Consider the following 24,322-nt stretch of genomic DNA (forward strand, 5'->3'; position numbering starts at 1 on the left):
TATTTGATTTATTAAAGATGACGGATGTTTGCTAGGTTGGGCGCTCATTAAATAAGCATGAGTGTCCGACATATGGCTTTATCAGGTGTAACTTCTGTGGGTGATGCCCCGGCTTCATCATTCGCGGACAAGGGGCGACACTACCAGTTTGTCAAAGACAAACTTCCGCCCTGGCTGGTCAGCGCAACACCGCACAGGCAGCGCGATTTGCGCAAGGTTGGACTGAAGATCCCCTACGGGTACGCCCAGGCTTCTGCCGCGCATAAGCAGGCGTTCAAAACCAGCAGTCAGCAGGGTTTCTCCTCGCAAAGCAGCGTTGATAAGGTGTTGGCCGGCCTGCAAGAGGTCAAGGCTTTCGCTCGCCCGTTATTGCAAGCCGCGATTGTTGAGCAGTTCAAGATCACGGTGGATGTAGATCGCACTGTCTTGCGTCACAAGGTCGCCAATCCCCAGCCCCTTTCCGATGCCATTCAACTGTCCAGCAGTCTGTTGGATGCGGCCTTGCACAACTTCACCGAAGACGACGAAACAGCCATCTATGGCAGCACTCGCAGTGTGGGCACTGTTTTGTTGCTGTCACCCCAGGGCAAGTTGCCATTCAGTGCCGAGCAATTTGCCGGGTTGTGTCGAAAGTTGGATCTGGGCGCCAAGTATCAAGCCCATGTCAATTCGGTTTTGGGTATGGGTAACAGCGCTGATGAAGTTCAACTGCAAGCCAGTATCAAACTCAGCCAGCAAGACACTTTTGCGACCGCAATCGAACTGGCCCGACTGCAGGGCGATATTCACGGAGATGATGTTTATACGTTGTTGCACAAGGTCAAGAACCAGGCGCCTCACCTGGTGCTGGATGGCAAGCCGGTTCAATTGAATGGCTTGCGCCTGCTGGGTGACACCGACTTGAGCGGGGTGCTGCTGATCGGCCCGCAGCGTATCGCCAGCGACGTGGTGCAGCGGCTGATTGTCTACATTCCCCATGACCCGGTGAGTCCTATCAAGGAGTACGCCTCTGCGCAGCAGTTTCACCTGGCGTTACGCGAGAAACTGCGCGATCCGGCCTATCAGCAGTTCTTTAGCCGGTTCATCAAACAGTCGGACAAGGCGCGTTTCTTTCAGCGCCTGAACGATCGTCTGACCCCATTCAAGGCAGTGTCAGGCAGTAAGGTGCAGGTGCGAGTCCCTGACCCAAACGCCAGGATTGCCATGGAGGAAACGCCGGTCACTGGCAACTACTGGGTGTTCCTGGTCAATCAACAACTGAACAAGTTGCTGGACGATACCAGCAGTCTGGCGGTGTCCACCGCGGACGCTGATGCCCAGGCGCGGCATGACAAGATGCTGAGTTACTTGGGGATTGCGCTGTCGGTGCTCAATATCGTGGCGTTGTTTGTCCCGCCCTTGGGCGTGGCGATGATGGCCGTCATGGCGGTGCAATTGACCGATGAATTGGTCGAGGGTGTCGAGGCGCTGGCGCAGGGGGAAAAGGACGAAGGATTCGCCTACCTGATGGATGTGGCGCAAAACGTCGCCCAGCTGGCGCTGATGGCGGCGGCAGGGGGCGGGAGTGGCGAGCAGGTCACGGGTGTGGGGCGCTCGGAGTTTTTTGCGAGTCTGAAGCCGGTCACCCTGGCCAATGGCGAGGTTCGTTTATGGAAACCCGACTTGGCGCCCTATGAACACAAAGGGGCGCTGCCGGAGGACCTCAAACCCAATGAGTTGGGGTTGTTGCAACATGACGGTCAGGAATTCCTGCCCTTGGCTGACAAGCGATATGCAGTGAGCAAGGACCCTGTCAGCGGCAAGTATCGAATTGCCCACCCGGAGCAGGCGGACGCTTATTTCCCTGAGCTGCACCATAACGGCAGTGGCGCCTGGCGCCACGAACTGGAGCGCCCGCAGACTTGGCAGGGGCCTGAGCTGATGAGGCGCCTGGGACATCGTGTCAGCGACTACAGTGACGTCGAGCTGGAGCAGGTTCGGCGGGTCAGCGGTGTCGACGAAAGTATCCTGCGCCGGATGCATCTGGAAAACCAGGCACCGCCCACGGCACTCGACGATACCCTCAGGCGATTTGACGCCTACCGCCAGGTCGAACGCTTTATCGCTGACCTGCAGGGGGGCGAGCCACGGGACGTCAGAGAGCATTCGATCAATCAATTGCATGTCCTGACCCGCTACGGCCAATGGCCGGAGGCATTAGCGGTACGCCTGCTCGACGCACAGGCCGCAACGGTCCGGGAGCTCACGGCGCAGGGCGCGCAAAAGATCACTCGCGTAGTGAATATCCAGGCCCGGCAACTGACCGATGGCCGCCTGTTGCAAACCTTGCTCGATGCCCTGGAGCAGACAGACACCAACGCCCTGCTGGGAAGGAAAGCTGACAGTCCACTCGATAAGCAGGACACGCAAATCGCCCGCTTGAAGGAACAGATCGTCAAGCTGGCGCAGGTGCATAAAGTCGAATTTTTCAATGATCTTTCTAGCGTCGCCGACTCAAGCAGTGACCCCAGACTGACAGTGCTGCAATCACGCTTTCCCAGCGTATCGCGCCAGGCAATCGAGGAACTCCTGGCCAGCGCCAACCGTGCCGAGCAGCGGCAAATGGCGCGCTGGAACTTCACCGATAGGCTGCAGACCAAACCCATTCCATTGCGCCTGGCCGAAGAGTTGCGCAGCCTCCAGCGAGATGTGCGGCTGTCGCGAGCCTATGAAGGGCTGTTCCTGGAGGGATTGATCAATCGCGATGCCGAAGTTCTCGTCCTCAATTCACTGGAGAAGCTGCCGGGTTGGTCGGGTGATGTGCGCCTGGAAATTCGTGAAGCTGAGTTCAATGGCGATCTGCGGGTCAGCATCGGCGCCGAAGAGGCGGCCAGTCGCAAGGTTCTGGTGCGCGTTGAGCAGGGGCGGTACGAGGCCCGCGATCAGGACGATGGGCATTTGCATGGTGCCGATGATATCTATGCCGCCCTCCAGCACGCCTTGCCCGATGCACAGCGCCAGGCTATAGCATTGCCGCATGTGGGGCAGGGGGCTGAGTTGAAAGCCTTGATCAGGCAGCATCTGCTGACACCTGTCGAGCTGCGTACGCGCTTGGGCATGCAACCGGTCAAGCCCGGGTTCAGAGCACCAAAGCGTCTGGCCGATGGTCGGCTGGGCTATCCATTGAGTGGGCGTGGCGCTGGTGTGAGTCCGCAGCAGGCCGCGGATGAGGCGCGGGTACGCAATCTTTTTCCCGGCTACACCGATGGTCAGGTGAGTCGTTTTCTGCTGACCCTGGGGCAGGACCGTGAGTTTTATCTGGTCAACTTCGAGGCGGATTACCAGCGCTTGCTCGAGAGCACTCGGCAGTGGCTGGCATCGCCTACCTCTCGCTCGCTGGCCGATGGCAGCGAGGTTGCGGTCGACGCGCACGACAAACAAGCGGTGGTTGAGTTGCTCAAGCGCAGTTGGCGCAAACTCAGCACCCGCTATAGCGCCTTTGGCTACCCGCGTGGCTATGAACTGGTGTTGCGCGGCCGCACGGTCGGGGCGCTGCCGATTCTGGAGACCAGTTTCAGCGGTGTGGAGTTTGTCGACATGAGCGGTATGGACCTGATGGCCGCGCCGAACGAGTTTCTCGATTCTTTTCCCGATGTGCGCTGGCTGGATCTGCACGCAAACCGAATGGCCGACATCCCAATGCGCCTTGGTCAAATGGATAATCTGGTCGGCCTCAATCTCTCCGGTAATAACCTTCGCTTGAGCGCCGAAGAAGCGGCATCAGTGTCGAGTCTGAAAAAACTGAAGAAACTGCAGCTCAGCCATAACCCGTTGGAGCGCGTGCCGGATTTCAGTCAAATGCGCGAGTTGAGCGAGATTCGCTTGCAAGGCACCGGGATCAGCCAGTGGCCTGATGGTTTGATGGGGCTGAATTCGCTGGAAAAACTGGATTTGCGCGATAACCAGATCACCGAGTTTCCCTTATGGGCGGTGAGTCCGCCGCCCGAGCAAGTCGATGCGATCGACCGTCTGCTGAAAATCACCGAGTTGAACGGCAACCCGCTGTCACCACAGGGCGTGCAGCAGTACGCGGACATTCTGGAGCGTATTTATCGGCGGGAAAACGAGCCCGGCCTGATCCCGGGGCCGGTTGATGAGCCTGCCGCACGGGGAGCCGAAGGAGGTGTTCTGGCGTCTTCCACGCAGCGGCTCGAGCGCTGGTTAGGTGAAGTACCAGAGGCGCAATTGGCCAGGCGCAAGGAGCTCTGGCAACGGCTCGACACTGAATCGCTCGACCGAGAAGAGGCGGGTGGGGAGCTCGGACGCGGCGTCAGTGAAAGCGAAGAGTTTTTCCGTTTGCTGGAGAAGCTCAGTCAATCCGCAGAGTTCAGGAAAGCCTACGGCGATCTGCAGGCTCGGGTCTGGATAGTTCTCGAGGCGGCGGCAGACAACACGCAATTGCGCGAGGAGCTATTCAGGGCGGCCGGCGAGCCGCAGACCTGCAGTGATCGCGCAGCGTTGATGTTCAGTGATCTGGAAGTCAGGGTGCAGATCCATAAAGCCCTGGCTCGGGTGGGGGAGGAGGGCGCGGGTCGCGAACTGCTCAAATTGGCCAAAGGCCTGTTCCGTCTCGATCAGGTCGAAGCCTTTGCGCTCAAGGACATCCGCGAGCGGGTGGCAATTATCATGCACTCGGGTTTGACCAAGCGCGAAATTGGCCGGCAGTTGGTACTGCTGGATCAAATTGAAGTTCGCCTGTCCTATCGGATCAGTCTGCGACAGCGGCTCGATTTGCCGGGACAGCCTGTTCAGGCCGATTACACCGGCGTGCAGTATGTGCCCGAGCCCAAGCTGGCGGAGGCGGAGCGGCAGATCAAAAGCCTGAAGAATTCGCTGGCGGAGATCGACTCGATTACGCAACGGGATTTCTGGCGCGAGTACCTCAAAGACAAATACCGCTCACGCTTTGATTTGGCCTACGAATCAATCATTGAGCGCATGGAGCACCTTGAGCTGATCAAGGAGACGCTGACCAGCGAGGTCTATAACGCACGCTACAAAGCGCTGCGCGACGAAGCCGAAGCCGTGCAGGTCAAGTTGATCAATCTGTTGACTCCTCAGGAAATACTCAACCTGGAGGAAGAACAGACGCCGTAACCGAAAAAGGTGGTGAACAAGGCCCCGAATGCGCGCATTTGGGGCCTTGTCCGTATGGCTAGAACAAAAAGTAACGCTGCGCCATTGGCAGCACGTCCGCCGGTTCACACCACAGCAATTCACCGTCGGCCTTGACCTGGTAGGTCTGCGGATCCACCTCGATGTCCGGCAGGTAGTCGTTGTGGATCAGGTCGGTTTTCTGCACGTCGCGGCAGCCCTTGACCACGGCGATGGTCTTCTTCAGACCCAACTGTTCCGGCAACCCAGCCTCGTGCGCGGCCTGGCTGATGAAGGTCAGGCTGGTGGCGTGCAGCGAGCCGCCGAAACTGGCGAACATCGGTCGGTAGTGCACCGGTTGCGGGGTCGGAATCGAGGCGTTGGCGTCACCCATCAGGCTCGCCGCAATGGCGCCGCCCTTGATGATCAACGTCGGCTTTACGCCAAAGAATGCCGGACGCCACAACACCAGGTCGGCCCATTTACCCACTTCGATCGAACCCACTTCATGGCTGATGCCGTGGGTAATCGCCGGGTTGATGGTGTATTTGGCGATATAGCGTTTGGCGCGGAAGTTGTCGTTGTCCGCACCATCGCCGGGCAACGGGCCGCGCTGCTTTTTCATCTTGTCGGCAGTTTGCCAGGTGCGGGTGATGACTTCGCCAACCCGGCCCATGGCCTGGCTGTCGGAGCTGATCATCGAGAACGCGCCGAGGTCGTGCAGGATGTCTTCGGCGGCGATGGTTTCGCGCCGGATGCGGCTCTCGGCGAAGGCCACGTCTTCGGCAATGCTTGGATCCAGGTGGTGGCAGACCATCAGCATATCGAGGTGTTCGTCGATGGTGTTGCGGGTGAACGGCCGGGTCGGGTTGGTCGAGCTGGGCAGCACGTTGGCAAAACCACAGGCCTTGATGATGTCCGGAGCGTGCCCGCCACCGGCGCCTTCGGTGTGATAGGTGTGGATGGTCCGGCCTTTGAAAGCCGCGAGGGTGGTTTCGACGAAGCCCGACTCATTGAGGGTGTCGGTGTGAATCGCCACCTGCACATCGAACTGATCGGCCACGCTCAGGCAGTTGTCGATGCTTGCCGGGGTGGTGCCCCAGTCTTCGTGCAGCTTGAGGCCTATGGCGCCGGCCCTGACTTGCTCGATCAACGGCTCTGGCAGACTCGCGTTGCCTTTGCCGGTGAGACCGATGTTCATCGCGAAGGCATCGGCGGCCTGGAGCATGCGCGCCAGGTGCCAGGGGCCCGAGGTGCAGGTGGTGGCGTTGGTGCCGGTGGCCGGGCCGGTGCCGCCGCCGATCATGGTGGTGACACCGCTCATCAGCGCCTCTTCGATTTGCTGCGGGCAGATGAAGTGGATGTGGGTGTCGATGCCGCCGGCGGTGAGGATCATGCCTTCGCCGGCAATCACTTCGGTACTGGCGCCAATCGCGATGTTCACGTTGGGCTGGATATCCGGGTTGCCGGCCTTGCCGATGGCCGCAATGCGCCCATCCTTGAGCCCGACATCGGCCTTGACGATGCCCCAGTGATCGATGATCAGCGCGTTGGTGATCAGGGTGTCGACGACTTCTGCGGCGAGTAATTGGCTTTGGCCCTGGCCGTCACGGATGACCTTGCCGCCACCGAATTTCACTTCTTCGCCGTAGGTGGTGAAGTCCTTCTCGACCTCGATCCACAGCTCGGTATCGGCCAGGCGGACCTTGTCACCGACGGTGGGGCCGAACATGTCGGCGTAGGCTTGACGGGAGATTTTCATGGGGTTGCCTTGGGATTCAATTGAGGTTGAGACCGCTCGCGGTGCTCGCTATCGCGGGCAAGCTCGCTCCTACGGGGGCAGGCGTTGTTTAGAGGTCGCCCATGATCCTGCCGGCAAAGCCGAATACTCGGCGCAAGCCCGCCAGTTCGACCAGCTCGACTTCTCGACTCTGTCCTGGCTCGAAGCGCACGGCGGTGCCGGCGGGGATGTTCAGGCGCATGCCACGGCTGGCGGCGCGGTCGAACATCAGCGCGTCGTTGGTCTCGAAAAAGTGATAGTGCGAGCCGACCTGGATCGGCCGGTCGCCACGGTTGGCCACGGTCAGGCTCAGGGTGCGGCGACCGGCATTGAGTTCGATCTCGCCGGGTTGGATCCGGTATTCGCCAGGAATCATGCAGGTTGTCCCAGGGTCTTGAAGTAGATGGCGGTCGGCGCGTAATGGCCGGCCGGACTTTGGCAGTAGTTCGGCAACTCGCCGACACGGGTATAGCCCAACGCCTGATAGAAAGCCTCTGCCGCCGAACCGGCTTCGGTGTCCAGATAAAGTAGGCCGCGCTGATGCTGGCGGGCGGCGAGCTCCAGGGTGCTCATCAATTGCTGTCCCAAGCCGCGCCGGCGCGCCTGGTGCAACACCAGGAGCTTCTGCACTTCGGCGCGATTGCGCCCGTTGGCTTTCTGGCATAGCCCCAGTTGCACGCTGGCGAGGACTTTTTCGTCGTCGACCACCACCACCCACAGCAACAGGCTGCCGTGCTCAACATCGGCCTGCACGCTGTTGATGTAGGCGTGCGCCTGGGTCTCATCGAAATCAGCGAGGAAACCAATCGACGCACCGTGCTCCACCGCATCAAGCAGCAGGTTGATAAGACCCCGGCGATACTGCGCAAAGCTCTCGGCGTTGACCCGGCGTAGTTGGGCAGCGTTCATCGTGGCTTACTCCTTGTTGACGAAGGGAGGCTCTGAGCCTGGGTTGAGGGTCAGTTGCATGAAGGTCAGGTCCAGCCAGCGGCCGAACTTGGTGCCCACTTGTGGCATCTGCCCGGTGGTGATGAAGCCGATCCGCTCATGCAGACGGATGGACGCGGCGTTACCGCTTTCGATGGCCGCCACCATCACATGTTTGTCGCAGCCTCTGGCGCGCTCGATCAGTGTCTCCATCAGCCGTGGGCCGAGGCGGTTGCCGCGCTGGTCGCTGCGCACATACACCGAGTGTTCGACGGTGTGGCGGAAACCGTCGAACGGCCGCCAGTCGCCGAAGGAGGCGTAGCCCAGCACGCGCTCGGCGGTGTCGACGATCACCAGGATCGGATAGCCCTGGGCTTGGCGCGCACTGAACCAGGCCTGGCGATTGCCGAGGTCGACGGCCTGCTCATTCCAGATCGCCGTCGTATTGAGCACGGCGTCGTTATAGATGTCGCGAATCGCCGGCAGGTCGGCGTGCAGGGCATCGCGGATGGCATAAGTCATGAGCGGATCTCAGGCGATGGGTTGATGGACGGTGACCAGCTTGGTGCCGTCGGGAAAAGTGGCTTCGACCTGGATCTCGGGAATCATTTCCGGGATGCCTTCCATCACCTGTTCACGGCTCAGCAGGGTCGTACCGAAGTGCATCAACTCGGCCACGGTCTGGCCGTCGCGCGCGCCTTCGAGCAGTGCGGCGGAGATATAGGCCATGGCTTCCGGGTAGTTCAGTTTCACGCCGCGAGCCAGCCTGCGCTCGGCCACCAGGCCGGCGGTGAAGATCAACAGCTTGTCTTTTTCGCGTGGGGTCAGGTCCATCGTTGAGAATCCATGGTCGGCAGATAAAGGGGCATGTTCAGGTGTTCCAGATGCGTGGCGCGAGTGCTTCACGGCCCAGCAACGCCGGGCGCAACAGCCTCCACAGCGCAATCAGCCAGCCGCGCGCCAGCAATGCTTCACTGGCCAGGCAGCGCGCAACCAGCAGGCCCGGCAACTGGGTCAGGTCGCCGCGTACTGGATGATCCAGCGCACGGCAACGTTCCAGCAGTTCGCTGTCGATCTCGCCGGTGACCAGCAAGGTGGCGAACACCGGCTGACCGTCCAGGCCGATTGGCGAGTCGAGCAAACCGTCGTTGCCGACAATGCGTTGGCGCTCATGCCAGAGCAACTGGCCGTCGCGTCGGATGTTCAATTGCGACTGAAAGTGCCCGCGTTCGAAGCGTTCGTCACTGGCGGGGCGGCCGAGGGCAATCACGTCCCAATAAAACAATCGGGCGTCGCCCTGCAGGTCGATCGAAGTGCTCAGTTCCGCTTGGGCTGCGCTGAAGACGATGGTTTCCTGGGGCAACCATTCCAGTGTGGCACCGGCCGCCACCGTCACCTCGAGTTGCTGATAGGCGGGGCTGTTGGCGCGATACCACTTGGCGGCGCCGGGGCTGGTCAGTTGCGCCCAGGCGTCGCGCTCGACGCTGGCGCTGATGTCCAGCCGGTCGCCACCGGCGATGCCGCCAGGCGGGTGCACGATGATGTGCTGGCAGACCTGCGGACCCTCGGCGTACAGGTGTTTTTGCACCCGCAGCGGTCCGCTGTGGCGGCGCAGGATCGGCCGGGTGCTGTCACCGAAGCGGGCGTAGCCGAGTTGCAGTTCGGCGTGCCAACTGGGCGTGAATAGAGCATGAGGGGCAGGGGCAGTCATATTTTCTAATTATCGTCAGGACGCTACAGACTAAATCGTTACCAGGCCGCGTACACCTTCGGCCTCCATGTTTTCGCCGCGACCTTGCTGGACGATTTCCCCGCGCGACATCACCAGGTACTGGTCGGCCAGTTCGGCGGCGAAATCGTAGAACTGCTCCACCAGCAGGATCGCCATGTCGCCGCGCGCCGCCAGTTGCTTGATCACCGCGCCGATCTCCTTGATCACCGAGGGTTGAATGCCTTCGGTGGGTTCATCGAGGATCAGCAGCCGCGGACGGCTGGCCAGGGCTCGGCCGATCGCCAACTGTTGCTGTTGTCCGCCGGACAGGTCGCCGCCGCGTCGCTGCTTCATTTGCAGCAATACCGGGAACAGCTCGTAGATGAACGCCGGGACCTCCTTGGCTTCGCTGCCGGGGAAGCGTGACAGGCCCATCAGCAGGTTTTCTTCGACCGTCAGCCGCGGAAAGATTTCCCGCCCCTGGGGCACATAAGCGATCCCGGCCTGCACGCGCTGGTGCGGCTTGAAACCGGTGATGGCCTTGCCCTCCCAGTTCACCGCGCCTTCTTTGGCTGGCAGCAGCCCCATCAGGCATTTGAGCAGGGTGGTCTTGCCCACGCCATTACGCCCCAGCAGGCAGGTGACTTCGCCGACTTTCACCTCAAACGTCAGGCCGCGCAGGATGTGGCTACCGCCATAGTATTGGTGCAGTTTTTCGATTTGCAGCATGTTCAAATTCTCCTCCTACAGATCGATTTATCGGCCCAGATAAACCTCAATCACCCGCTCATCATCCTGCACCTGCGCCAGCGAGCCCTCGGCCAGCACACTGCCCTGGTGCAACACGGTGACGTGGTCGGCAATCGAGCCGACGAAGCCCATGTCGTGCTCCACCACCATCAGCGAATGCTTGCCGGCCAGGCGCTTGAACAGTTCGGCGGTGAACTCGGTCTCGGCGTCGGTCATGCCGGCCACCGGTTCGTCGAGCAGCAACAGTTGCGGGTCCTGCATCAGCAGCATGCCGATTTCCAGGAACTGCTTCTGGCCGTGGGACAGCAGGCCTGCCTGGCGCTGAGCCGACGCAGTCAGGCGGATGGTGTCGAGCACTTCGTCGATGCGATCTTTCTGTTCGCCGCTGAGCCGCGCCCGCAGGCTGGCCCACACCGACTTGTCAGTCTTCTGCGCCAGCTCGAGATTCTCGAACACGCTCAGGGCTTCGAACACCGTCGGCTTCTGAAACTTGCGACCTATCCCGGCCTGGGCGATTTGCACTTCGCTCATCTGGGTCAGGTCCAGGGTTTCACCGAACCAGGCCTTGCCGTGAGTGGGCCGGGTCTTGCCGGTAATCACGTCCATCAAAGTGGTTTTTCCCGCGCCATTGGGACCGATGATGCAGCGCAATTCGCCAACACCGATGTACAGGTTGAGGTTATTCAGGGCCTTGAAACCATCGAAGCTGACGCTGATGTCCTCCAGCGTGAGGATGGTGCCGTGGCGGGTATTCAGGCCTTTTTCGGTGCGCTGGCCGAGGCCGATGGCGTCGCGGCTGCTGCCGGCATCCTTGTTCGGTTCGAGGATGGGTTCGAGCATGAACTCGGCGGTCGCGGTGACTCTCATTGCTCACCTCTTTTTTTCATCAGGCCAATCACGCCTTTGGGCAGGTACAGGGTCACCACGATGAACAGGGCGCCAAGGAAGAACAGCCAGTATTCGGGGAAGGCCACGGTGAACCAGCTCTTCATGCCGTTCACCACGCCGGCGCCCAGCAGCGGGCCGATCAGCGTGCCGCGACCGCCCAAGGCGACCCACACCGCCGCCTCGATCGAGTTGGTCGGCGACATTTCACTGGGGTTGATGATGCCCACCTGCGGTACGTACAGCGCGCCGGCCAGGCCACACAACACCGCGCTCAGGACCCAGACGAACAGCTTGAAGCCGCGTGGATCGTAACCGCAAAACATCAGACGGTTTTCCGCATCGCGCAGCGCGGTGAGCACCCGGCCGAACTTGCTGCGGGCCAGGCGCCAACCGATGAACAGGCTGCCCACCAGCAGCAGCACCGTGGCGAGAAACAGCACGGCACGGGTGCCGGGTTCGGTGATGCCGAAACCGAGGATGCTGCGGAAATTGGTGAAACCGTTGTTGCCGCCAAACCCGGTCTCGTTGCGGAAGAAAAGGAGCATGCCGGCGAAGGTCAGGGCCTGGGTCATGATCGAGAAATACACGCCCTTGATCCGTGAACGGAAGGCAAAGAACCCGAACACCAGCGCCAGTAGACCCGGTGCCAGCACCACCAGGCACAGGGCCCAGAGAAAGCTGCTGGTGCCGGCCCAATACCAGGGCAGCTCGGTCCAGGACAGGAAGGTCATGAACGCCGGCAAGCCATCGCCGGCGGCTTGGCGCATCAGGTACATGCCCATGGCATAGCCGCCGAGGGCGAAGAACAGGCCGTGGCCGAGGGACAGCAGACCGGCATAACCCCAGACCAGGTCCAAGGCCAGGGCGACAATCGCGTAGCAGAGAATCTTGCCGACCAGAGTCAGGGTGTAGGCCGAGACGTGCAGCGCACTGTCGGCCGGCAACAGCGACAGCAGCGGCAAGCTCAGCAGCAGGGCGAGCACCACGATGCCCGTGGCGATCGTCAGCCGTGGTCCGGCTTTTTGCGTGGCGGTAATGAGCAGGGGCTGGTTCATCAGTCGATTACCCGTCCTTTGAGTGCGAAGAGGCCTTGCGGGCGTTTCTGGATGAACAGAATGATCAGCGCGAGGATCAGGATCTTGCCCAGCACCGCACCGATCTGCGGCTCGAGGATTTTGTTGGCGATCCCCAGGCCAAAGGCGGCGAACACGCTACCGGCCAGTTGTCCGACGCCACCGAGCACCACTACCAGGAAAGAATCGATGATGTAGCTCTGGCCGAGGTCGGGGCCGACGTTGCCGATCTGACTCAGCGCCACGCCACCGAGGCCGGCGATCCCCGAACCGAGGCCGAAGGCGAGCATGTCCACGCGCCCGGTGGGCACGCCGCAGCAGGCGGCCATGTTGCGGTTCTGCGTCACCGCGCGCACATTCAGGCCGAGACGGGTCTTGTTCAACAGCAACCAGGTCAGCACCACCACGAACAGGGCAAAGCCGATGATCACGATGCGGTTGTACGGCAACACCAGGTTGGGCAGCACCTGCACTCCACCCGACAACCAGGCCGGGTTGGCCACCTCGACGTTCTGCGCGCCGAACAGCAGGCGCACCAACTGGATCAGCATCAGGCTAATGCCCCAGGTGGCGAGCAGCGTTTCCAGAGGCCGGCCGTAGAGGTGGCGAATCACCGTGCGTTCCAGGGCCATGCCGATCCCGGCCGTCACGCAGAAGGCCACCGGCAGGGCGAGCAGGGGATAGAACTCGATGGCGTTGGGGGCGAAGCGTTGCAGCAACAACTGCACCACATAAGTGGAGTAGGCGCCGAGCATCAGCATCTCGCCATGGGCCATGTTGATCACCCCCAGCAAGCCGAAAGTGATGGCCAGACCGAGGGCTGCCAGCAGCAGAATCGACCCCAGGGACATGCCGCTGAAAGCCTGGCCGAGCAACTCACCTACCAGCAGCTTGCGCTTGACCTGGCCGAGGCTGGTCTGCGCGGCGGTGAGCACCCCGGCATCGCTTTCGACGCCTGGTTCCAGCAGGCCTTCGAGGCGCGTGCGGGCCAGTGGGTCGCCGGTTTCACCGAGCAGGCGCACGGCAGCCAGGCGCACTGCCGGATTACTGTCGACCAGTTGCAGGTTGGCCAGGGCCAGGCTCAGGGCGGCGTGAACGCCTTCGTCCTGCTCGGCGGCCAGACGTTGATCGAGGAACGGCAACTGCGCCGGTTTGGCGCTCTTCTGCAGTTGCTGCGCAGCGCCAAGACGCAATTGTGCGTCCGCCGCGAGCAGTTGATGACTGGCCAAGGCAGTGTCGATCAGACCCCGTAGGCGATTGTTCAGGCGCAGGGTTTTCGGCTGGCCATCGATGCTCATCTCGCCGCGCTGCAAGCCTTCGATCAGTTCGATGCGCGCCGGGTCGGGCTGTGCGGCCCAGGTTTCAAGCAGTTTGGCTTGCAGCGCGGGATTGGCGGCGGCGAAGTCTTCGGCGTCGCCGGCGTGGGCGGCCATCGGCAATAACAGGGCGATGGCGAGAATGAATCGGTAGAGGGCAGTGGGCATTTCAAATGTCCTGGTCATGCGCGGACCTTGTAGGAGCCGGCTTGCCGGCGAAGGGGACCTGACATTCACCATCAAGTCGCCTGTCAGGCCCTCATCGCGAGCAGGCTCGCTCCTACAGTAGGTGTATGTCGGCCTGAGGGGCCGACACCCAGTGGCTTCAGTTACTCTTCACCGCATAATCCGGCTTCTTGTCATTGCCGGCGATGAACGGGCTCCACGGCTCGGCGCGTACTGGACCTTCGGTCTGCCAGACCACGTTGAACTGCCCATCGGCCTGGATCTCGCCGATCATCACCGGCTTGTGCAGGTGGTGGTTGGTCTTGTCCATGGTCAGGGTGTAGCCCGACGGGGCGGCGAAGGTCTGGCCGGCGAGGGCCTCGCGAACCTTGTCGACATCGGTGGACTTGGCTTTCTCTGCGGCCTGCGCCCACATGTGGATGCCGACATAGGTAGCTTCCATCGGGTCGTTGGTCACCGCTTTATCGGCCCCCGGCAGGTTGTGTTTCTTGGCGTAGGCTTTCCAGTCGGCGACGAACTTCTGGTTCACCGGGTTATCCACTGATTCGAAGTAGTTCCACGCCGCGAGGTTGCCCACCAGCGGCTTGGTGTCGATACCGCGCAGTTCTTCTTCGCCCACCGAGAATGCCACCACCGGTACGTCGGTGGCCTTCAGGCCCTGGTTGGCCAGCTCTTTATAGAACGGCACGTTGGAGTCGCCGTTGACCGTGGAAATGACTGCGGTTTTGCCGCCGGCTGAGAACTTCTTGATGCTGGCGACAATGGTTTGGTAATCGCTGTGACCGAACGGGGTGTAGACCTCTTCGATGTCTTTGTCGGCGACGCCTTTGCTGTGCAGGAACGCGCGCAGGATTTTGTTGGTGGTGCGCGGGTAGACGTAGTCGGTGCCCAGCAGGAAGTAGCGCTTGGCACTGCCGCCTTCCTCGCTCATCAGGTATTCCACCGCAGGAATCGCTTGCTGGTTCGGCGCGGCGCCGGTGTAGAAGACGTTCGGCGACATTTCTTCGCCTTCGTACTGCACCGGGTAGAACAGCAGGCCGTTGAGCTCTTCGAACACCGGCAACACCGATTTACGCGACACCGAGGTCCAGCAACCGAAGACCACGGCGACCTTGTCCTGCGTCAGCAACTGCCGGCCCTTTTCGGCGAACAGCGGCCAGTTGGAGGCCGGGTCGACCACCACCGGTTCGAGCATCTTGCCGTTGACCCCACCCTTGGCATTGATCTCGTCGATGGTCATCAAGGCCATGTCCTTGAGCGAGGTTTCGGAGATCGCCATGGTCCCGGACAACGAGTGCAGGATGCCAACCTTGATGGTCTCGGCGGCCTGGACAGTCCAGGTCATGCCCATCGCGGCAATCGATGCCGATAGTGTGAAAGCCTTGAGCAAGCTGCGACGCTTCATTGTGCGATCTCCATGAACATTTTGAATTTTTCTGGGTTGGCAGATGCGGACTACTGAAGGGGCTTTAGCAAGGGTTGTGCCCGGTCGCGAAAAGACCGGGAAATGTCGCTTTGAAGCGAGAGGGAGGGCGCGCGGCGCACCGAGATGGGGCTTTCGCGGGGCCGCGTGCGCGGGTGTGCGCGGCATTGGTGCTTGGCGGTTGTAGAGCGCGCGATCAAAGGCGCCCGACGGTCGGCAGGGTTATTGTTTGATGCAGGTCTCCATGCCATGGCCGCCGCCTTCATACTCCGGGCCGTAATAGAACTTGCTGAAGGAAACGTTGCCGTCGGCCGTCGTTTCAACGATGGCGATACCTACGCCGTAGCTTTCAGCGAGGGATCGGTATGAGAGAAGTAAACCGCCAGGGCATTGTCCTTGCCGGCGGCAAAACCGTTGTAAAGCGAGTTGTCGGTAGGGGCGGGGAGTGAAATGAATGCAAGGGAGGCTGCGATCTTCTTTATCAAGTTGACCTCCTTTTTTTAGGAAAGATGGGGGTCAATGTTTGCGATCGCAGGTTATTAAGTTGAATTAAAGAGTGTCGAGAGCAAGCTCGCGACAAGATTTTTCTACCTCATTAAAGTTTACAAGTTGCATGGCCGGGCTTCTTCCAGCGCCGGCCATTGCAGATTTTTCGGCGGCTCAGGATGAAGAGGAAGCCGACTCGACTCGTCGATTGCCCCATGTCTGCAGCATCCGATCCAGTACCCACACCACCACCAGCGAAGCGCCCACCAACGGGAAGGCCACGGCCAGTGCGAGCATGATGAACACACCGGTTTTCCAGGTGGGCAGGTCATGCCGCAGCGGCGGTACGCCGAACTTGCCTTGTGGGCGGCGCTTCCACCAGATCACCACGCCGCTGACGGCGCTGAGCAGGATCATCAGGCAAATCAGCAACACAATGAGTTGATTGACCAGGCCGAACATCTTGCCTTCATGCAGCATCACGCCCATTTCCGTGGCGCGGGCCACCGGGCCGTAATGTTCCCAGCGCACGTCGGCCAGCACCTTGCCGCTGTACTGGTCAATGTGCAGGGTCGCATCGTTGCGTGGATCGTCGGCGAACACGGCGATGGTGAATACGCCGCTGGCCGTCGTCGGGAAGGTGATGCTGTAGCCCGGCTCGACCTGGCGTTGCACGGCAATCGCCTGGACGTCCTGCAGGCTGACGGTGGGTGCCGCCGGTGCATGGCTGGCGTTGTTGTGAGCCATGTGTTCGGCATGATCACCGGACATCGGCATCGGCGTATTTTCCACGGCCCAGGGCACGGTCTGGCGAGCGGCGGTATTGAGGTCGCGGGCTTGCTCATCGGAGGTCGGCACGTTGTCCCACATGGCGGCCGGGAATTTGTTCCAGACCTCTGAGTAAGTCTTGCCCCAGAAACCGGTCCAGGTCATGCCGCTGAGCAGCATCACCAGCAACAGCGTCGCGCCCCAGAACCCGGTGACGGCATGCAGGTCACGCCACAGCACCCGGCCACGACTGCTCAGGCGCGGCCACAAAATACCCGCGCCGCCCTTGCCCCGTGGCCACCAGAGGTAGACGCCGGAAACCACCAGCACCACGCCCCAGCCGGCGGCCATTTCCACCAGCCGGTCACCGACGGTGCCAATCATCAGCTCGCCGTGAATCGCCCGGGCGATGGCCTGCAGGTTGTACTTGGCGTCCTGATCGCCAAGGATCTCGCCCCGGTACGGATCGACGAACACATTGAGTTCACTGTCCGCGGTCTTGACCACAAACTGCGCGCTGCGCTCGGCGTCGACGGCAGGCAGGTACTGGGTCACCTGACCTTTCGGGTAAGCCGCTTGCACCCGGCTGAGCATGTCGTCGGCGCTGAGGCTGTGATGGCCGGCCGGTACATTCATCAGGTTGCCGTACATCAGCGGATCGAGTTGCGGCTTGAACAGGTAGAGGGTGCCGGTCAAAGCCAGCATCACCATGAAAGGGGCAACGAACAGCCCGGCATAAAAATGCCAGCGCCAGGCCAGGTTGTAGAAGGACACTTTAGGTTGGCTCATCATTAGCACTCCGCTCGGCTATGCATCTTTTATGTTGTTGTGTCGGTTCGCGAGTTACCCGGCGCCTGCGAACGGGATTGTCCGCAGGTGCCGGCGAAGCCTTTAGAAGCTCATATCCACCTTGGTCCAGAAGGTGCGCCCCGGTTCATTGATCGCTTGTGGATCGCTGGCCGGGTAGCCGAACCCGGCATTCCCGGCCAGGTTCAGATGTTCGGCGTAGTCCTTGCCGAACAGGTTGTCGATACCGCTGCTGACCTTCCAGTGCTGGTCGATGCGGTAAGCGCCATTGAGGGAGAACACCGCGAAGCCCGGACTCTTGTCATAGTCCTTGCCCACCACGTTGCCCTTGTTCTGATCGATACGGTTTTGCGGCGCGACTACCCGCCACAAGGCCCCGGCACTCCAGGTGTCCTGGCTGTAGGTCAGGCCGAAGCGCGCGTCCAGCGGCGGCATCTGTGGCAGTGCGGTGTCGTGGGTGGTGTCCTTGCCCCAGGCGTAGGCCAGGGTGGCGTCGGCTTTCCAGTTGCTGGTCAGGTTGTAAGCCGCACCGAGTTCACCGCCCATGATTCGCGCATTGATGTTTTCGGCGCGCGAGCTGGTACCCATGGCGGTCGGGGTGTAGTCGAACAGGATGTAGTCATGCACGGTGCCGGCATAGGCCGAGACCCAGGCTTCGAGGTCGCGGCTTTTGTACTGCAGGCCGATGTCCAGTTGCGTGGTTTTCTCCGGCTTGATCGCGTCGAACGCATTCAACGAGCCCACCGGCCCCGAGTTCGGCGAGAACAGCTCCCAGTAATCCGGGAAGCGCTCGGCATGACCGAGGCCGGCGTAGAGCGTGGTCGGGCTGTCCGCCAGATCATGCTCGTAGCGGATGAAACCGCTGGGCAGGGTGTCGGCGCGGGTATCGTCGGCGGTCGGGTTGGGCATGCTCATCATCCCGGAGCCGATACTCTGGCGGAAATCCTTGGCCGAGGCGCGGTCCAGGCGCGCGCCACTGATCAGCCGATCACGCTCGGCGGCGTACCAGGTCAGCTCGCCGAACACCCCGTAGTTATGGAAGTCGGCGTCCTTGGTGTAGGGCAGGTCCTTGTAGGTGTCGATGCCCATGGCGCTGCGCTGGCGATGTTCGTTGGTCTGCGCATCGAGACCGCTGATCAATTGCAGATCGGCCCAGCGCCAGGTGGCCTTGACGCGGGCGCCGAGGGTGCGGCGATCGACGTTGGAGGCCATGGGGCCGGCCATCATCCCGGTGCCGGACGGCGTGCGCAGGGTGTAGTTGTCCATGACGTGGTCGGCGTAGTTGTAGTAGACCTGCGCCTCGATTTGCTCCAGCACGTCGCTGATGTTCGACTGCTGGAAACGCAGACCCAGGCTCTCGCGTTTGAACTGCGAACCGTCCATGCCGCGTCCGGCATAACGTGCTTCGCCGTCGCCCTTGCCGGCGGTCAATTCGAGCAAGGTGTCGGCGTTCGGCGTCCAGCCCAGCGCCACGTCACCGTTCCACTTGTCGTAGCGCGACGGCACGGTGTCGTTGTTGCCGTCCTTGTAGTCGTCGGAGTGTGCGGTGTTGCCGATCACCCGCACGTAGCCCTGCGGACCGCCGGCGGCAGCGTCCACGACCTTGTCGAAGCGCCCGCTGGAGCCGCCCAGCACGCTGGCGTTGATCCGGCTGCCGAGCTCGCCGAACTGTTCCGGCTCGCGGTCGAACAGGATGGTGCCGGCCGAGGCGCCGGGGCCCCAGAGCACGGTTTGCGGGCCCTTGATTACGGTCAGGGTGTCGTAGGTTTCCGGTGAAATGTACGAGGTCGGCGCATCCATCCGCCCGGGGCAGGCGCCCAGCAGCATGCTGCCATTGGTCAGGATGTTCAGCCGCGAGCCAAACATGCCGCGCAGCACCGGGTCGCCATTGGTGCCGCCATTGCGCACCAGGGCAAAGCCGGGAATGGTTTTCAGGTAGTCGCCACCGTCGCTGGCCGGCACTGGTTGGCGCGGGTCCTTGGGGTTGGTGACGACGGTCAGTGGCGAGCTGGGAGCGATGCCGGTGATCACCGTCGGGCTCAGCTCTTCGCTGTGTTGGGCATGCTCGGCCGCGGTTTCGCCGGCATGGGCCATAGGCGCCAGCAGCGCGCCGCAGAACACCGCGAGGGCGTGTTTGAGGCGAATGCGTGCAGCATCCGGCTTGAGGGAAAGCTGAGCGTCGCTCAGCCGTGAGTCAGCAGAAAACCTGGACATTGAAGGTTCCATCAATCAGTCGTAAACACACGACCCGCAGCCCGTGGCGGTGATGCGCAACAGGTGGCCGTGTCAGTGGTGGCGTGGGTGTCTACGTGACGATGGGCGGGGCGCGGGTGCGAGCGCCGGGGAATACCGTTTGCCGGGCATGGCCCTGGCGCGGCGAGAGGCTGAGGAAGGTGTGGACCAGCGGCGAATCAAAGATCGCCAGCACCTGGCTGCCCGGCAGTGCAGGACAACTGAACAGCAGGCTGCAGTAGCCGCACTTTTCCCAGATGGCGTGGTGTTCGGCTTGCGGGGGGCAGTGCTCGGCAGCGGCTTGGGTGTCGTGTCCAGCGTGGGCGTCGGACGGCATGTCCATGTCCGCGTGCATGTCCATCGACATGCTCATGGACATCGGCGCGCGCTGATCCATCGGCATCGACTGAGAAATCAGCGGACCGATAAAAATCATCAGCATGGCGAACAGGCTGACCCAACTACCACGCGCGACCGTCATCGAGGTCTGGCGTGGCGGGGTGCGCCTGTGGCCGGGTGAGCGCCGCATGTTCACGGACGGTTCAGCCTGTGGTTACTGAGCGTGCTGGTGGGCGTCGTTGCCGGCGGGCGGTTGCTTTTGCACCGCAACCTCGACCGTCACATCGCCTGAATGCTTGAAGTGTAGTGTCAGCGGGAAGCGCTTGCCATCCGTCAGCAGGCTGCGATCTTTCAGCTCCAGGAGCATTACGTGGTAGGCCATCGGGGCGAAGGTGACTTTGCCGCCAGCGGGGATTTCCACGTTGGCGACCTGCTGCATTTTCATCAGGTTTTCTGTCATCACGTGCTCGTGCAACTGGGCCAGACCGGCAATCGGCGAGCTGACGCTTTCCAGTTGATCGGCGCTTTTGCCGTTGTTGTGAATGACGAAATAGGCCGCCACGGTGGGGGCATTGGGTGGCAACTCTTGCGACCACGGATGGGCGATCTCGAGTTCGGCGAGTTTGTACTCGTGGGCATTGGCAAAACAGGCAGGCAGCAGCAGGGCGGCGAGCAGCAGGGCTTGCTTCACCAGGGATGGTTTCAACATGGCAGTTCTCCTGAACGATTTAAAACGCAGTAAGGGTGCGAATCGATTCAGGCGACGGGAGAGGCGCGGGGGTTGAGGCTCGGCCATTGCTGGCGGGGCGTCGGTGTATCAAGCGTCGATGCCGGCAAGCTTCGGTTGGATTCGAAGTGGGCAAAGTACAGTTGCGGTGAATGGCCGGGCAGCGCCACCAGCGGCGCGGAGCCGGAGCAGCACCAGCAGTGCTGCATGTTGGAGTGCTGCTCGTTCGACGGTGTTTTTTGTTCAAGGCTGCCGAGGGAGATCGCGACCATCCGCGTACCCGTAGACGAGCAGAAACTGCCCCACAACAATTGCTCGGTCGGTGACTGACTGCTGGCCTTGGCCATTGCACCGGACATCGGCATGGCGAGCATGTTGAACAGCACTGCGAAGCAGGCGATCCAGGCAAATGCTAGCCGTTGTCGGGACATGGTCACATCCGGTTATGGGGTCATCAGGCGGCGTATTTAGCCTGATTGGGGTGGATAAGTAAAAAACCGCTGTGCGGTGTGGTGTCGCAGCACCCTTGCACGGCGGTCAACGTGAAGCTTGAGGCCAAGGGCCTTCATGACCTTGATGATAGTCGTAAATTCCAGATTGCCACTACTGCCCGGCGCTTTGTGCAGGGTGGGGGACTGTAGTGCGGGCGATTGAGTCTTGCTATGCGATGCGCGCCGAAGGGCCTGTAAGAGTTTTCCGTTTTTTGACCTGCCGTCAGCGATGATCTGCCAGCGCCTTCAACACCTCGCCCACGCTGGCAAACGCCCGATCAACCTCCGGCAGTACCGGACGCTTGAGAATCAGCACCGGCACCTCGCGTTCACGGGCCACTTCCAGTTTGGGCTCGGTGGCGCTGCTGCCGCTGTTCTTGCTGATCAGCACATCGATGCGGCGACGCTCGAACAGGGCGCGCTCGTCTTCCAGGTGGAAAGGGCCGCGGGCGCCGATGATCTCGCAGCGCGGGTTGCCGGGGTAGACCTCCAGCGCGCGCAGGGTCCAGAACTGTTCGGCGGGAATGTCGTCGAGGTGCTGCAGTGGCTCGCGACCGAGGGTGAACAACGGACGCTTGAACGGCTGCAGGGCGTCGGTCAGCTCGGCCCAGTCAGCGACTTCGCGCCAGTCGTCACCGGCCTGGGCTTGCCACGCCGGGCGGCGCAGCGCCCAACACGGGATGCCACTGTGTTGCGCGGCGGTGACCGCGTTCTGGCTGATTTGCGCCGCGTAGGGATGCGTGGCGTCGAGCAGCAGGTCGATGCCCTGTTCCTCAATGAACCGGGCCAGGCCTTGGGCGCCGCCATAGCCGCCAACCCGTACCTGGCACTTCAGGTCGGTGGGCACGCGGCCGACCCCGGCCAGGCTGTAGATATGCGGCGCCTCCAGCGTGCGGGCAATGGCCAGGGCCTCGGTGACGCCGCCGAGCAGCAACAGGCGCTTCATTGCAGGGCTCCGGCATGCCCGACAATCCCGCCCTGGCGGTCGATGGCAAACACCTCGACCTGAACCTGGGCCGGGACCACGCTGCGGGCGAAATCCAGGGCGTGCTGGCACACCGCATCACCGAGGGCGATCCCGGCGGCGCTGGCCATGGCCAGGGCCTGCTGACTGGTATTGGCCTCGCGAATCTCTTGCGCCAGGCCCTCTTCGGCGCCGCACTCCAGCGCCCATTGCGCCAGTTGCGGCAGGTCGATGCTTGAATGTCGGCTGTGCAAATCCATATGCCCGGCAGCGAGTTTGCTGATCTTGCCGAAACCGCCGCACAGGCTGAGTTTGTCCACAGGCACTTTGCGCAGGTGCTTGAGTACCGCGCCGACAAAGTCGCCCATTTCGATCAGGGCGATTTCCGGCAGGTTGTAGACCCGGCGCATGGTGTCCTCGCTGGCATTGCCGGTGCACGCGGCGATATGCAGGTAACCGTTGGTCTTGGCGACGTCGATGCCCTGGTGGATCGAGGCGATGTAGGCCGCGCAGGAAAATGGTCGGACGATGCCGCTGGTGCCGAGGATCGACAGCCCACCGAGGATGCCCAGGCGTGGGTTCATGGTTTTCAGCGCCAGGGCCTCGCCATCGCGAACATTCACCGTGACCTCGAAACCACCCTGATAGCCAAGCTCCAGGGCCAGCGCCGACAGGTGATCGCTGATCATCTTGCGTGGAACCGGGTTGATTGCCGGCTCGCCGACGGCCAGCACCAGCCCGGGGCGAGTGACTGTTCCGACCCCGCCACCGGCCACGAAACGAATGCCCGGTGCGGCCAGCAGCCGGACTTGGCTGTACAGCAGGGCGCCGTGGGTCACGTCCGGGTCGTCCCCGGCATCCTTGAGCGTGCCGGCTTCTGCGCCGGCTGGCGTCAGGCGGCAGAACTCCAGGCGCATCGTCACCTGCTTGCCCTTGGGCAGCGTGATCTGCACCGCATCACTGCTCACTCCGCCGAGCAGCAAGCGTGCTGCAGCGAGGCTGGTGGCGGTGGCACAGCTGCCGGTGGTCAGGCCGCTGCGCAAGGGCGCGGGTTGTTCGGCGGTTTCGTCACGCATCGAGAGGTTTGACCAGATCGAGCAGGGTAATCGGCAGCGCCTGGCGCCAGGTGTCGAACTCGCCCAGAGGCTGCGCCTGGGCGATATGAATCCGTGTCAGCTCACCGCCGTGGCGCTCGCGCCAGGCCATCAGGGTCATTTCGCTTTGCAGGGTGACGGCATTGGCAACCAGGCGGCCACCGGGCTTGAGCTGTTCCCAGCAGGTTTGCAGTACGCCGTCGCGGGTCACGCCGCCGCCGATGAAAATCGCGTCCGGCCGCTCGAGCCCGGCCAACGCAGCAGGTGCGCTGCCGCGAATCAGTTGCAGCCCGGGCACGCCGAGGGTGTCGCGGTTGCGTTCGATCAGTGCTTGGCGGCCGGCATCGGTTTCAATGGCCAGGGCGCGGCAACTGGGGTGGGCGCGCATCCACTCGATGCCGATCGAGCCGGAACCGGCGCCGACATCCCACAGCAGTTCGCCGGGCGTCGGCGCCAGGCGCGCCAGGGTCACTGCGCGCACATCGCGCTTGGTCAATTGACCGTCGTGCTGGAACGCCGAGTCCGGCAAACCGGCAAGGTGCGACAGGCGTGGCGTGGCGGGTTCGGCAAGGCACTCGATGGCGATCAGGTTCAAGTCGGCCAGCGCCGGGTCGGTCCAATCGCTGGCGATACCTTCGATACGTCGCTCGGCCTCACCGCCCAAGTGTTCCAGCACCGTCAGACGGCTCGGGCCGAAACCGCGCTCGCGCAACAGGGCAGCCACCGCCGCCGGACTGTGGCGGTCGTTGCTCAGGACCAACAGGCGCACGCCGCTGAAAAGTTGCGCATTGATTGCCGCCACAGGCCGGGCTACCAGCGATACCGTGACCGTGTCCTGCAGCGGCCAGCCCATGCGCGCCGCCGCCAGGGCGCAGGATGAAGGGGCGGGGAGAACCAGCATTTCGTCGCCGGGGATCTGCCGCGCCAGGCTGGCACCGACGCCAAAAAACATCGGGTCACCGCTGGCCAGCACGCAGACTGGCTCGCCGCGCCGCGCCAATAGCGGCTCCAGAGAGAACGGACTGGGCCAGAGTTGGCGCTCGCCACGAATGCACGCCGGCAATAGATCGAGCTGGCGCTGGCCGCCGACTATCCGCGTGGCACCCAGCAGCGCGCGGCGGGCGAGCTTGCCCAGCCCCTTGAAGCCGTCTTCACCGATGCCTACGACTGTCAGCCAGGGGGTCATCTAAATTCCTCAAACAGGCAGGATCCGACAGGCAGGCTTTT

21 protein-coding genes and 1 pseudogene are annotated in these 24,322 nt (G+C 62.2%); 1 reads left to right on the plus strand and 21 read right to left on the minus strand.

Annotation, left to right across the window (positions count from 1 at the left end):
• Positions 1-207 precede the first annotated feature (207 nt).
• Positions 208-5,136: an NEL-type E3 ubiquitin ligase domain-containing protein gene (locus NR126_RS15840; RefSeq protein WP_256830595.1), complete on the plus strand. Its 4,929-nt coding sequence runs from the start codon at positions 208-210 to the stop codon at positions 5,134-5,136.
• A 58-nt stretch (positions 5,137-5,194) separates the two neighbouring features.
• Here the strand turns inward: NR126_RS15840 and ureC are convergent, their stop codons facing one another.
• The 21 genes and pseudogenes from ureC to cbiE form a co-directional block, all read right to left on the minus strand.
• Entirely contained in the window at positions 5,195-6,895 is a 1,701-nt protein-coding gene (gene ureC, locus NR126_RS15845) for an urease subunit alpha (RefSeq protein ID WP_256830596.1), read from the minus strand.
• A gap of 88 nt (positions 6,896-6,983) precedes the next feature.
• Positions 6,984-7,289, minus strand: coding sequence for an urease subunit beta (locus NR126_RS15850; protein ID WP_027617584.1), 306 nt, complete (start codon positions 7,287-7,289; stop codon positions 6,984-6,986).
• A complete protein-coding gene (locus NR126_RS15855; RefSeq protein ID WP_027617585.1) occupies positions 7,286-7,822 on the minus strand; it encodes an N-acetyltransferase in 537 nt (178 codons plus the stop codon). The genes NR126_RS15850 and NR126_RS15855 overlap by 4 nt, the downstream gene beginning before the upstream one ends.
• Positions 7,823-7,828: 6 nt before the next feature.
• Positions 7,829-8,362: a GNAT family N-acetyltransferase gene (locus NR126_RS15860; RefSeq protein ID WP_027617586.1), complete on the minus strand. Its 534-nt coding sequence runs from the start codon at positions 8,360-8,362 to the stop codon at positions 7,829-7,831.
• Between the two features lie 9 nt (positions 8,363-8,371).
• Positions 8,372-8,674 (minus strand): urease subunit gamma, encoded by a 303-nt coding sequence (gene ureA, locus NR126_RS15865; RefSeq protein ID WP_007907366.1) that lies wholly within the window; start codon positions 8,672-8,674, stop codon positions 8,372-8,374.
• Positions 8,675-8,711: 37 nt separating this feature from the next.
• Positions 8,712-9,551, minus strand: a complete 840-nt coding sequence (locus NR126_RS15870; RefSeq protein ID WP_256830597.1) for an urease accessory protein UreD — start codon at positions 9,549-9,551, stop codon at positions 8,712-8,714.
• Positions 9,552-9,581: 30 nt separating this feature from the next.
• Positions 9,582-10,280, minus strand: a complete 699-nt coding sequence (gene urtE, locus NR126_RS15875) for an urea ABC transporter ATP-binding subunit UrtE (RefSeq protein WP_027617588.1) — start codon at positions 10,278-10,280, stop codon at positions 9,582-9,584.
• A 27-nt stretch (positions 10,281-10,307) separates the two neighbouring features.
• Entirely contained in the window at positions 10,308-11,168 is an 861-nt protein-coding gene (urtD, locus tag NR126_RS15880) for an urea ABC transporter ATP-binding protein UrtD (protein WP_027617589.1), read from the minus strand.
• The gene (urtC, locus tag NR126_RS15885) at positions 11,165-12,244 is read right to left on the minus strand and encodes an urea ABC transporter permease subunit UrtC (RefSeq protein WP_027617590.1); all 1,080 of its coding nucleotides are present in this window, start codon (positions 12,242-12,244) and stop codon (positions 11,165-11,167) included. Before urtC ends, urtD begins: the two co-directional genes overlap by 4 nt.
• Entirely contained in the window at positions 12,244-13,746 is a 1,503-nt protein-coding gene (urtB, locus tag NR126_RS15890; protein ID WP_256830598.1) for an urea ABC transporter permease subunit UrtB, read from the minus strand. Before urtB ends, urtC begins: the two co-directional genes overlap by 1 nt.
• A 157-nt stretch (positions 13,747-13,903) precedes the next feature.
• Entirely contained in the window at positions 13,904-15,169 is a 1,266-nt protein-coding gene (gene urtA / locus NR126_RS15895) for an urea ABC transporter substrate-binding protein (RefSeq protein ID WP_027617592.1), read from the minus strand.
• Between the two features lie 353 nt (positions 15,170-15,522).
• Positions 15,523-15,672: a hypothetical protein gene (locus tag NR126_RS15900; RefSeq protein WP_155953782.1), complete on the minus strand. Its 150-nt coding sequence runs from the start codon at positions 15,670-15,672 to the stop codon at positions 15,523-15,525.
• Positions 15,673-15,847: 175 nt separating this feature from the next.
• Positions 15,848-17,230, minus strand: a complete 1,383-nt coding sequence (locus NR126_RS15905) for a PepSY domain-containing protein (RefSeq protein WP_256830599.1) — start codon at positions 17,228-17,230, stop codon at positions 15,848-15,850.
• Between the two features lie 102 nt (positions 17,231-17,332).
• Positions 17,333-19,462, minus strand: a complete 2,130-nt coding sequence (locus NR126_RS15910) for a TonB-dependent copper receptor (protein ID WP_256830601.1) — start codon at positions 19,460-19,462, stop codon at positions 17,333-17,335.
• 91 nt (positions 19,463-19,553) lie between these two features.
• The gene (locus tag NR126_RS15915; protein WP_027617595.1) at positions 19,554-20,009 is read right to left on the minus strand and encodes a DUF2946 domain-containing protein; all 456 of its coding nucleotides are present in this window, start codon (positions 20,007-20,009) and stop codon (positions 19,554-19,556) included.
• A 24-nt stretch (positions 20,010-20,033) separates the two neighbouring features.
• Positions 20,034-20,528, minus strand: coding sequence for a copper chaperone PCu(A)C (locus NR126_RS15920; protein ID WP_033866021.1), 495 nt, complete (start codon positions 20,526-20,528; stop codon positions 20,034-20,036).
• Positions 20,529-20,575: 47 nt separating this feature from the next.
• Positions 20,576-20,977, minus strand: coding sequence for a DUF2946 domain-containing protein (locus NR126_RS15925; RefSeq protein WP_027617597.1), 402 nt, complete (start codon positions 20,975-20,977; stop codon positions 20,576-20,578).
• A gap of 111 nt (positions 20,978-21,088) precedes the next feature.
• Positions 21,089-21,175, minus strand: a pseudogene (locus NR126_RS15930) (transcriptional regulator); the annotation flags it as partial.
• Between the two features lie 85 nt (positions 21,176-21,260).
• On the minus strand, positions 21,261-21,983 hold the full coding sequence (locus NR126_RS15935) for a cobalt-precorrin-6A reductase (RefSeq protein ID WP_105753978.1): 723 nt from the start codon (positions 21,981-21,983) through the stop codon (positions 21,261-21,263).
• Positions 21,980-23,077: a cobalt-precorrin-5B (C(1))-methyltransferase gene (locus NR126_RS15940; protein WP_256830602.1), complete on the minus strand. Its 1,098-nt coding sequence runs from the start codon at positions 23,075-23,077 to the stop codon at positions 21,980-21,982. Before NR126_RS15940 ends, NR126_RS15935 begins: the two co-directional genes overlap by 4 nt.
• Positions 23,070-24,281, minus strand: coding sequence for a precorrin-6y C5,15-methyltransferase (decarboxylating) subunit CbiE (cbiE, locus tag NR126_RS15945; protein ID WP_256830603.1), 1,212 nt, complete (start codon positions 24,279-24,281; stop codon positions 23,070-23,072). The genes NR126_RS15940 and cbiE overlap by 8 nt, the downstream gene beginning before the upstream one ends.
• Between the last annotated feature and the right edge of the window lie 41 nt (positions 24,282-24,322).

The sequence above is a fragment of the Pseudomonas sp. Pse1 genome, assembly GCF_024519635.1.
Classification (GTDB): Bacteria; Pseudomonadota; Gammaproteobacteria; order Pseudomonadales; family Pseudomonadaceae; genus Aquipseudomonas.

Excerpts from the sequence above, each read along its gene's own strand:
- ureC (WP_256830596.1), bottom strand. The coding sequence starts at position 6,895 with ATGAAAATCTCCCGTCAAGCCTACGCCGACATGTTCGGCCCCACCGTC.
- NR126_RS15850 (WP_027617584.1), bottom strand. The coding sequence starts at position 7,289 with ATGATTCCTGGCGAATACCGGATCCAACCCGGCGAGATCGAACTCAAT.
- NR126_RS15855 (WP_027617585.1), bottom strand. The coding sequence starts at position 7,822 with ATGAACGCTGCCCAACTACGCCGGGTCAACGCCGAGAGCTTTGCGCAG.
- NR126_RS15860 (WP_027617586.1), bottom strand. The coding sequence starts at position 8,362 with ATGACTTATGCCATCCGCGATGCCCTGCACGCCGACCTGCCGGCGATT.
- ureA (WP_007907366.1), bottom strand. The coding sequence starts at position 8,674 with ATGGACCTGACCCCACGCGAAAAAGACAAGCTGTTGATCTTCACCGCC.
- NR126_RS15870 (WP_256830597.1), bottom strand. The coding sequence starts at position 9,551 with ATGACTGCCCCTGCCCCTCATGCTCTATTCACGCCCAGTTGGCACGCC.
- urtE (WP_027617588.1), bottom strand. The coding sequence starts at position 10,280 with ATGCTGCAAATCGAAAAACTGCACCAATACTATGGCGGTAGCCACATC.
- urtD (WP_027617589.1), bottom strand. The coding sequence starts at position 11,168 with ATGAGAGTCACCGCGACCGCCGAGTTCATGCTCGAACCCATCCTCGAA.
- urtC (WP_027617590.1), bottom strand. The coding sequence starts at position 12,244 with ATGAACCAGCCCCTGCTCATTACCGCCACGCAAAAAGCCGGACCACGG.
- urtB (WP_256830598.1), bottom strand. The coding sequence starts at position 13,746 with ATGCCCACTGCCCTCTACCGATTCATTCTCGCCATCGCCCTGTTATTG.
- urtA (WP_027617592.1), bottom strand. The coding sequence starts at position 15,169 with ATGAAGCGTCGCAGCTTGCTCAAGGCTTTCACACTATCGGCATCGATT.
- NR126_RS15905 (WP_256830599.1), bottom strand. The coding sequence starts at position 17,230 with ATGAGCCAACCTAAAGTGTCCTTCTACAACCTGGCCTGGCGCTGGCAT.
- NR126_RS15910 (WP_256830601.1), bottom strand. The coding sequence starts at position 19,462 with ATGTCCAGGTTTTCTGCTGACTCACGGCTGAGCGACGCTCAGCTTTCC.
- NR126_RS15915 (WP_027617595.1), bottom strand. The coding sequence starts at position 20,009 with ATGCGGCGCTCACCCGGCCACAGGCGCACCCCGCCACGCCAGACCTCG.
- NR126_RS15920 (WP_033866021.1), bottom strand. The coding sequence starts at position 20,528 with ATGTTGAAACCATCCCTGGTGAAGCAAGCCCTGCTGCTCGCCGCCCTG.
- NR126_RS15925 (WP_027617597.1), bottom strand. The coding sequence starts at position 20,977 with ATGTCCCGACAACGGCTAGCATTTGCCTGGATCGCCTGCTTCGCAGTG.
- NR126_RS15935 (WP_105753978.1), bottom strand. The coding sequence starts at position 21,983 with ATGAAGCGCCTGTTGCTGCTCGGCGGCGTCACCGAGGCCCTGGCCATT.
- NR126_RS15940 (WP_256830602.1), bottom strand. The coding sequence starts at position 23,077 with ATGCGTGACGAAACCGCCGAACAACCCGCGCCCTTGCGCAGCGGCCTG.
- cbiE (WP_256830603.1), bottom strand. The coding sequence starts at position 24,281 with ATGACCCCCTGGCTGACAGTCGTAGGCATCGGTGAAGACGGCTTCAAG.